General features: G+C 44.6%; 6 protein-coding genes. 3 read left to right on the forward strand and 3 right to left on the reverse strand.

Going from position 1 to position 7,435, the window contains the following annotated elements:
* Positions 1–164: 164 nt before the first annotated feature.
* Complete coding sequence (locus tag IM753_RS12430) at positions 165–1,541, reverse strand: diaminobutyrate--2-oxoglutarate transaminase (RefSeq protein ID WP_194109417.1); 1,377 nt, start codon at positions 1,539–1,541, stop codon at positions 165–167.
* A 590-nt stretch (positions 1,542–2,131) separates the two neighbouring features.
* On the opposite strand from IM753_RS12430, the gene serA reads away from it, so the two are divergent.
* Positions 2,132–3,358 (forward strand): phosphoglycerate dehydrogenase, encoded by a 1,227-nt coding sequence (gene serA / locus IM753_RS12435; RefSeq protein WP_194109418.1) that lies wholly within the window; start codon positions 2,132–2,134, stop codon positions 3,356–3,358.
* A 56-nt stretch (positions 3,359–3,414) separates the two neighbouring features.
* Here the strand turns inward: serA and IM753_RS13105 are convergent, their stop codons facing one another.
* Positions 3,415–3,897: a pilin gene (locus IM753_RS13105; RefSeq protein WP_065256827.1), complete on the reverse strand. Its 483-nt coding sequence runs from the start codon at positions 3,895–3,897 to the stop codon at positions 3,415–3,417.
* Positions 3,898–3,963: 66 nt separating this feature from the next.
* Between IM753_RS13105 and IM753_RS12445 the strand changes: the two genes are divergently transcribed.
* Entirely contained in the window at positions 3,964–4,656 is a 693-nt protein-coding gene (locus IM753_RS12445; protein ID WP_065256814.1) for a hypothetical protein, read from the forward strand.
* A 91-nt stretch (positions 4,657–4,747) separates the two neighbouring features.
* On the opposite strand, the gene IM753_RS13115 is transcribed toward IM753_RS12445, so the two are convergent.
* On the reverse strand, positions 4,748–6,301 hold the full coding sequence (locus IM753_RS13115; protein WP_227713158.1) for a sulfatase-like hydrolase/transferase: 1,554 nt from the start codon (positions 6,299–6,301) through the stop codon (positions 4,748–4,750).
* Positions 6,302–6,462: 161 nt separating this feature from the next.
* On the opposite strand from IM753_RS13115, the gene piv reads away from it, so the two are divergent.
* Entirely contained in the window at positions 6,463–7,431 is a 969-nt protein-coding gene (piv, locus tag IM753_RS12455; RefSeq protein ID WP_065256812.1) for an IS110 element transposase-like pilin switch DNA invertase Piv, read from the forward strand.
* The last annotated feature ends 4 nt before the right edge of the window (positions 7,432–7,435 follow it).

Genomic DNA, 7,435 nt, shown 5'->3' on the forward strand with positions numbered 1-7,435 from the left:
TTGGTTGGTTGGTTGGTTGGTTGGTTCATTTTGCGATTTTCCATAGCAAGTGTCAAGTAAAATTTTTTATTTTAACAAATTTTTTGATAAACATAAAGCCAGTTTTTGGCAAAAATAAAGGCGTACCATTTAGCACGCCTTTATTTTTAAATGACAATTAACGCCTAGCCACGAACCGCTTTTACCGCTTCGCCCACCGCCTTTTTAAAGCGAGTGATGACCTGCTCACACTCTTCACGAGTAATGGTAATCGGACACAATAAACGCACCACCGTACCGCCACGACCACCACGCTCCAACAACAGCTTATTATCAAAGCACGCTTTTTGGATAGCGACCGCAAGCTCACTGTCGGCAGGGTATGACCCCATATGGTCGGCGGATTTACGCTCGTCCACAATCTCAATACCAGTCATCAAGCCACGTCCACGCACATGACCGATACAGGGGAATTCTTGTGCCACTTTACGCAGTTCATCACGCAAAAACTCGCCTTGAATGCGTGAGTTTTCGGCAAGGTTGTTGTTGGTGATTTGTTCTAGGACATTATAGCCTGCCGCCATGGCTAGCTGATTGCCACGGAAAGTACCTGTATGACCTGCTGGCGACCATGCATCAAATTTTTTGTTAATGGCAAGCACGGCAAGGGGCAGACCACCGCCCACCGCCTTAGACATGACGACCACATCAGGGACAATCTCGGCGTGTTCAAAGGCGAACATCTTGCCAGAGCGAGCAAATCCTGCTTGCACTTCGTCCAAAATCAGCACGATGTCGTGGCGGGCGGTAACTTCACGAATCTTTTGGAGCCATTTTTTGGGAGCAGGGACAACACCACCTTCGCCCTGAATGGCTTCTAGGATAACGGCAGCAGGCTTGACCACGCCACTTTCTACATCTTCGATGAAGTTTTCAAAATAATAAGTCAAAGCGTCCACGCCTGCCTCACCGCCAAGCCCTAGCGGACAGCGGTATTCGTGTGGATAAGGCATAAACTGCACGCCCGCCATGAGATTACCCACTTTTTCTTTGGCGGATAGGTTGCCTGTCATGGCAAGCGAGCCGTGCGTCATGCCGTGATAACCGCCAGAGAATGCGATGACATTATCACGCCCTGTATAGGTTTTGGCAAGCTTGATGGCAGCTTCTGTACCGTCAGCCCCTGTTGGACCGCAAAACTGCAAGACAAAATCTTTTGGAAAAAATGACAACAATTTTTCGGTGAATGCATCTTTGATTGGTGTGGTAATGTCAAGGGTATGCAGTGGCAAACCGCTTTCTAGCACGTCTTTAATGGCGTTGATGGTAGCAGGGTGATTGTGTCCTAGGGCTAGCGTGCCAGCCCCTGCCAAACAGTCAAGGAATTCGTTGCCTTCGACATCTGTTACCCAGCACCCTTGTGCTTTGGCAATGGCTAGTGGAAGTTTACGGGGGTAGCTACGGACATTTGACTCCATTTGGTTTTGACGAGTCAAGTAGTAGTCGTTGGTTGCACCGTCTTTGGGGGCTGTTGGGGCATGATTTACAGAATGAACGCTCATATCGGATTACCATCTCAGATAAGGGTTAAAAGAAAAACCTATGAATACAATCTCAATCTTATCAATCACATATGAAAATTTGATGACTGTATCCCTAAACCCAAACCCAATTTATCAATAAAATTTGGGTTTAACAAGGTCATGACGTTCGGCGTGTGGTTCAATGGACCATGAAGGAAAAATGAACATCCATTGCACACCAGTTTTGCAAGAGTAATCATAAATAATGATTTGACCGCTTGCACGGCAATACACTTTTAAATTTAATAGAACAAATGTAAACTTATTAAAAATTTAAAAGTGGCAAATTATAGCACATGTTCAAAATTTGACAACTAAAATTTCATTTTGCTGCCGATTTAAGTTATTGTATCATGGTTTTTTAGGACAAAACAAAAAGTTACCGATAACCAACATTTGCATACATGATGAGAATTTTTTAAATTTCCTTTAAAATTTTGCAAAAGTCAAGTTGCCAATGACCTTATTTCTAATTAAGTTACAAAAAACCCCCAAAATCCTTTGCAAAATCTGCCAAATGGGTGTATAACTATATCTTTGCCAACCACTCTTTATTGTAAGGATTTTTCATGACTTTATCCCTTAACAAAGACAAAATCCGCTTTTTGCTCTTAGAAGGCGTGCATGACAATGCCCTAAAAGTGCTAAACGAAGCTGGCTATACCAACATCGAATACATCAAGACCGCCCTTGATGAAGATGAACTCATCGAAAAAATCAAAGACACCCATTTCATCGGTATCCGCTCACGCACCCAACTCACTCGCAAGGTGCTAGAATCCGCCGAAAAACTCATCTGTATCGGCTGTTTTTGTATCGGTACCAACCAAGTGGATTTGGACGCCGCCTTAGAGCTGGGCATTCCCGTCTTTAACGCCCCCTACTCAAACACTCGCTCAGTCGCCGAGCTGGTGCTTGCTGAGACCATCATGCTCATGCGTGGCATTCCTGAGAAAAATGCGGTCGTCCATCGTGGCGGCTGGAACAAATCTGCCAAAGACAGCTATGAAGTGCGTGGCAAGACCATGGGTATCGTGGGCTATGGCTCTATCGGCTCACAGCTGTCCGTCCTGTGCGAAGGACTGGGCATGAAAGTCATCTATCATGACGTACTAACCAAACTGCCACTGGGTAATGCCGTGCAAGTGGGCAGTTTTGATGAACTCCTAGAAAAAGCTGACGTGGTAACTCTACACGTCCCTGACCTGCCTAGCACCCGTAATATGATGACCGCTCGTGAATTTGGCAAGATGAAAGACGGCTCGTTCTTTATCAACGCTGCTCGTGGCGGGTGTGTGAATATTGACGACTTAGCTGCCGCCTTGGAGAGTGGCAAACTGCTCGGGGCTGCCATTGACGTGTTCCCCAAAGAGCCAAAATCGGCTGATGAAGAGTTTATCTCGCCCCTTCGTGCCTTTGAGAACGTCATTCTCACCCCTCATGTCGGCGGTTCTACCCAAGAAGCCCAAGCCAACATCGGCTTAGAAGTCGCTGACAAATTCGTCCGCTACTCTGACATGGGCGACACGACAAGTAGCGTAAACTTCCCCAACGTCTCCATTCCATTCACGGACAAGAGCCACCGCCTGCTACACATTCACCAAAACGTCCCTGGTGTACTCTCGCAGGTCAACGCCTCCTTTGCGGACGCTGGCATCAACATCACCGCCCAGTCAATGATGACTCGTGGCGATGTCGGCTATCTGGTCATGGACGTGGACGACAACGACTCTGCCAAAGCCCTAGAACGTCTGCGTGCCATTCCCCAGACCATTAAGGTGCGTGTGTTGTTTTGATTGTGCATTCTAAATAACCCAAAATAAAACCACTCGTGATGAGTGGTTTTATTTGTTTATGGCTCTCTGCACGATATTGGCGTATATTTATCTTTCCAACCAGCTGATCTTTCTTCTAACATGCATGACCACTGTCCGTCTGCACTACGCACCATAGATATTTTTGACCCTGTTAGTGCCTTATAAGACTGCTTACCAAATTCGGCGGTTAGTTTATTAAACCTACCTCCATTGACATCAATACTGGCAATATACACCAAGTTGGATGCAGGGTCTTCGGTCATGCCGATATACTCATAATCATCATCACTTTTTGCAACATCTGGATCTAATGTTGGCAATCTCCCATCTGACAAAATGGAGTCAATGATGGTACGTGCCGCATTGATCTCATAATGTACACGGTTCACCTGAGCTTTGGCGATGTAGTCTTGATACATGGGCAGGGCAATCGCCGCCAACGTCCCGATGATTGCCACCACAATCATCAGCTCAATGAGCGCAAATCCAGCTTGTTGTAATGTTGGGTTGTTTTTCATGGCAGTTTCACAAATAAAATAATATTTGATATAATTAAAGCAATTTTCGTACCAACTTAATACACCATGAAACCATTCGCTTCTCTCGTCAAAGCCAAAGCAAAAGCCAGTTTTATTCATTTTCTTGTTTGCCTGACTATCTTTTTACTGTTATTGGCGTGGGTGTGGTTTTTTGCCTACCCTGATTTTTATTTTACGATGGCAGGGGCAGTGCAGGGTCTCACTTTGGTGTTTTTGGTGGACGTAGTACTAGGGCCTCTGCTGTCTTTTTTGGTGTATAATCCTGCCAAATCCAAAAAAGAAATCATCTCTGACTTTGTCATCATTGGAGCGGTACAGCTTGGGGCATTGATTTATGGTACTTATACATTATACCAAGAAAAACCCTCTGCTGTCATTGTCTATCCTAACAGTACCGCCTCGGTCATCGGTCATCGTGAGCTGGCAGATTTTGAGTTGGGTGATTTATCCGCCTATGGCAAACTTGGCAAATTACCCATCGCCATCTATCACCCTATCAACAAAGATAAGCCCTACACCACCCTTCATGCCATGCCAGATGTTATCCAAAGCACGGACATCGCCACACGCAAAACCTTAGCCATAAGCGATGACGACACCCAAGCCTTACAAGACATCGAATCCAAATACGGTAAAGTCTATATCATTAGTCTGATGGCAAAATATAATGGAGCTTATATCGCTCTTGATGAGAATTACACATTTGTTGCCAAATTTGGTGAAAAACCCATTTCATGATTGCGGAGTTGCCTTATATCCACCGACTTTAGGCGGTGGTTTTACAGCAACGGAGGATAAAAAAATCCCCATCTGGGGATTTTTTGGTTCATCATTCTTTGACTTTGAGATGTACCCATGATACATCTTGCCATTGGATATAGGGGTGAATAGGTTGTCTACTGATAATCGGTGGCATATGATCGCCCACCACAATCACCTCCACGCCTTTCATACTCGGCTTGGCCAGTAACTCCCCAAGCCCATCAAAATACTGAGCGTTTAGACGAAAATTGTTACAAATATCCCCCTTAGGGATGCCATATTTATCACAATCAAATCTAGGATTTACCATGTCTTTTTCGGCAAACGGCGAATGACTGGTTAGTGTTAGCCAATAATAAAATAGCTTATCATTGGTAGCAAATTCCTGCTCTACCACATCAAACAACTCACTATCACAGATACCATTAAAAGGCGAACAATGCTTACGGTCATTGTACTGCTCGGCAAAAACCAACTTCTTAAAACCCATATGACGGTATAAAATATCACGCTCATAGATACCACTAAACCCTGCGTGCATACCCACTGTCTGATAACCTTGTGCAGATAGGCGTTGGGGTAGGCAACCCTCAAAGGGCGTATCATCCAACTTCCTAAACCCATAGCCACCCTCCACATCAAGCTGACACAGCTCTCTGAGCTCTCCCTCTACGGTCGCCCCCGAAAACCCAAAATACCCCGTATCCACAAACTCAAAATGCTCGCTACGGTCGTACAGTCCTGCCAATATGTCTTTTTGAGCCTCGCTGTCTCGTGCCACACCCCATGACTCCGCCACGACAAACAGCATCTTGTTTGGCAAGTTGCGTGGTACATCACCGATATCCACACCCTTATCGCCTGTTACCTTATCGCTGTTTTCGGCAGTTGCAATAGGACGGCTAATAGGAATGGTAACACCTTGTTTATCTACCCCAAGATGATGGGAGATGTAGGCGATGTCAGTTGGCATCATCTCTGGTATTTTACCAAAATGCTCCGCAAACTCACTACCTACCATCCACTGATATCGCTTATACTGGCTGTGAATATAAAAAAAGTCTGATTGGGCAAACCGCTCCGCCTGAGCATGAGTGGCGTATCTATACTCATTAAATTTATGGTATGCCAATCCACCGATAACCGCCCAAAACAGCACCAGCACAAACGATGATTTTTTGACAAACCATTTTTTTGATAAATAAATCATGGCGACAGGTATGATTACCATACAGACCACCACAAGCCCTGCCAGTAGCATATAGCGAGCAGGGGCATTGACCAAAAATGGGGCAAGCGAGATGGCAGCAGCCATATCCAAAAAAGGAAACAGTTGCATCGCCATCATCATCGCATCAATGAGAGCCACAATAATAAAGGCAAACACCCCCAACCACTTTGCCACACGATAGGGTAATGCCCATAGCACACAGACTGGCAGATAGTCCACATTGATAAGCGGACGAGCAATGCCTGTCAAATACGCCCCAAGCAAAAACAGCGCATTAGGGAGCAGTACAAAAATAAGTGCCAACCCCAGACCATACCAGTCAAGCCTTAGCTGATAGTCATGAGTGAGCCAATCGGGATATTTTTTAGCAGAATTCTTTTTTATGGTCATAGAACAATTACCGTTAAATTTGCATTTATAGATCAAATCCTCTATAATTCATGCATTGTGCAATAATATTGGGGAAAACTCGCTTGGTATCCTGGGAGCAAAACCCGCAAGCTAGGTTGAGATAACTCCTTTACCAAACTAGTTTGGTGCTTTATACTACCATGTCTAAAACTTACATTGGGATTGATATCGCCAAAAACACATTTGATGCCTGCTTTATTACCCATAACACTTGGCAAAACTGTACATTCACAAATAACCAACAGGGTTTTATAGAGCTAACATTGTGGATTCAAGCACATCATTATAACACATCTACCTTACATTTGATTATTGAGGCAACGGGGGCTTATTGGGAAAAATTAGCTCATTGGGCAATCTCTCATCATCATAAGGTAAGTATTGTCAACCCCTTATATATTCATGCATACGCCAAAAGCCTAGGCATACGCACCAAGACAGATAAGCAGGATGCCATTCTCTTGGCACGCTATGGTGCAAAAGAAAATCCACCTTTATGGCAGCCTAAATCAGACAACGAAATAAAACTGACTGCCCTTCTAAAACAACGTGAACACCACAAACGGCAACTCATCAAAGAACGCACTCGACAGGAAGCTCTGTCTATTTATGTGAAATCGTATACTGATGACAACATTCGTCATTGGAGCGACAGCATCACACAGCTCGATCATCAAATTTGGCAACTCATCAATTGCACGCCCGAGCTAAATCACCGTGCCAGCCTACTTGCCACAATACCTGGAATTGGCAAAAAGACACTGCCACATCTACTGGTTGCCATTGGAGATGGTTCATTATTTCAAAGTGCCAAACATCTAGCAAGCTATGCTGGGCTTGCCCCTCGTCATCATCAATCAGGCATTAGTATTCACAAGCAGTCTTCCATTGGATTTAGTGGACAAAAAGAACTACGTTCAGCCCTTTTTATGCCCGCCGTCATAGTCAGCTTTGGTCGATATCCCGCCTTTCAAAAGTTCGTCAAACGCATGGAACAAAAAGGCAAAACCAAAAAACAAATTATTATCGCCATCATGCGCAAATTACTCACCATCAGCTATGCCGTTATTCGCCAAAATCGCCCTTTTGACAAACGCATTCATGAATAACATT

The organism is Moraxella sp. K127 (genome assembly GCF_015223095.1).
In the GTDB taxonomy this organism is placed as follows: Bacteria; Pseudomonadota; Gammaproteobacteria; order Pseudomonadales; family Moraxellaceae; genus Moraxella.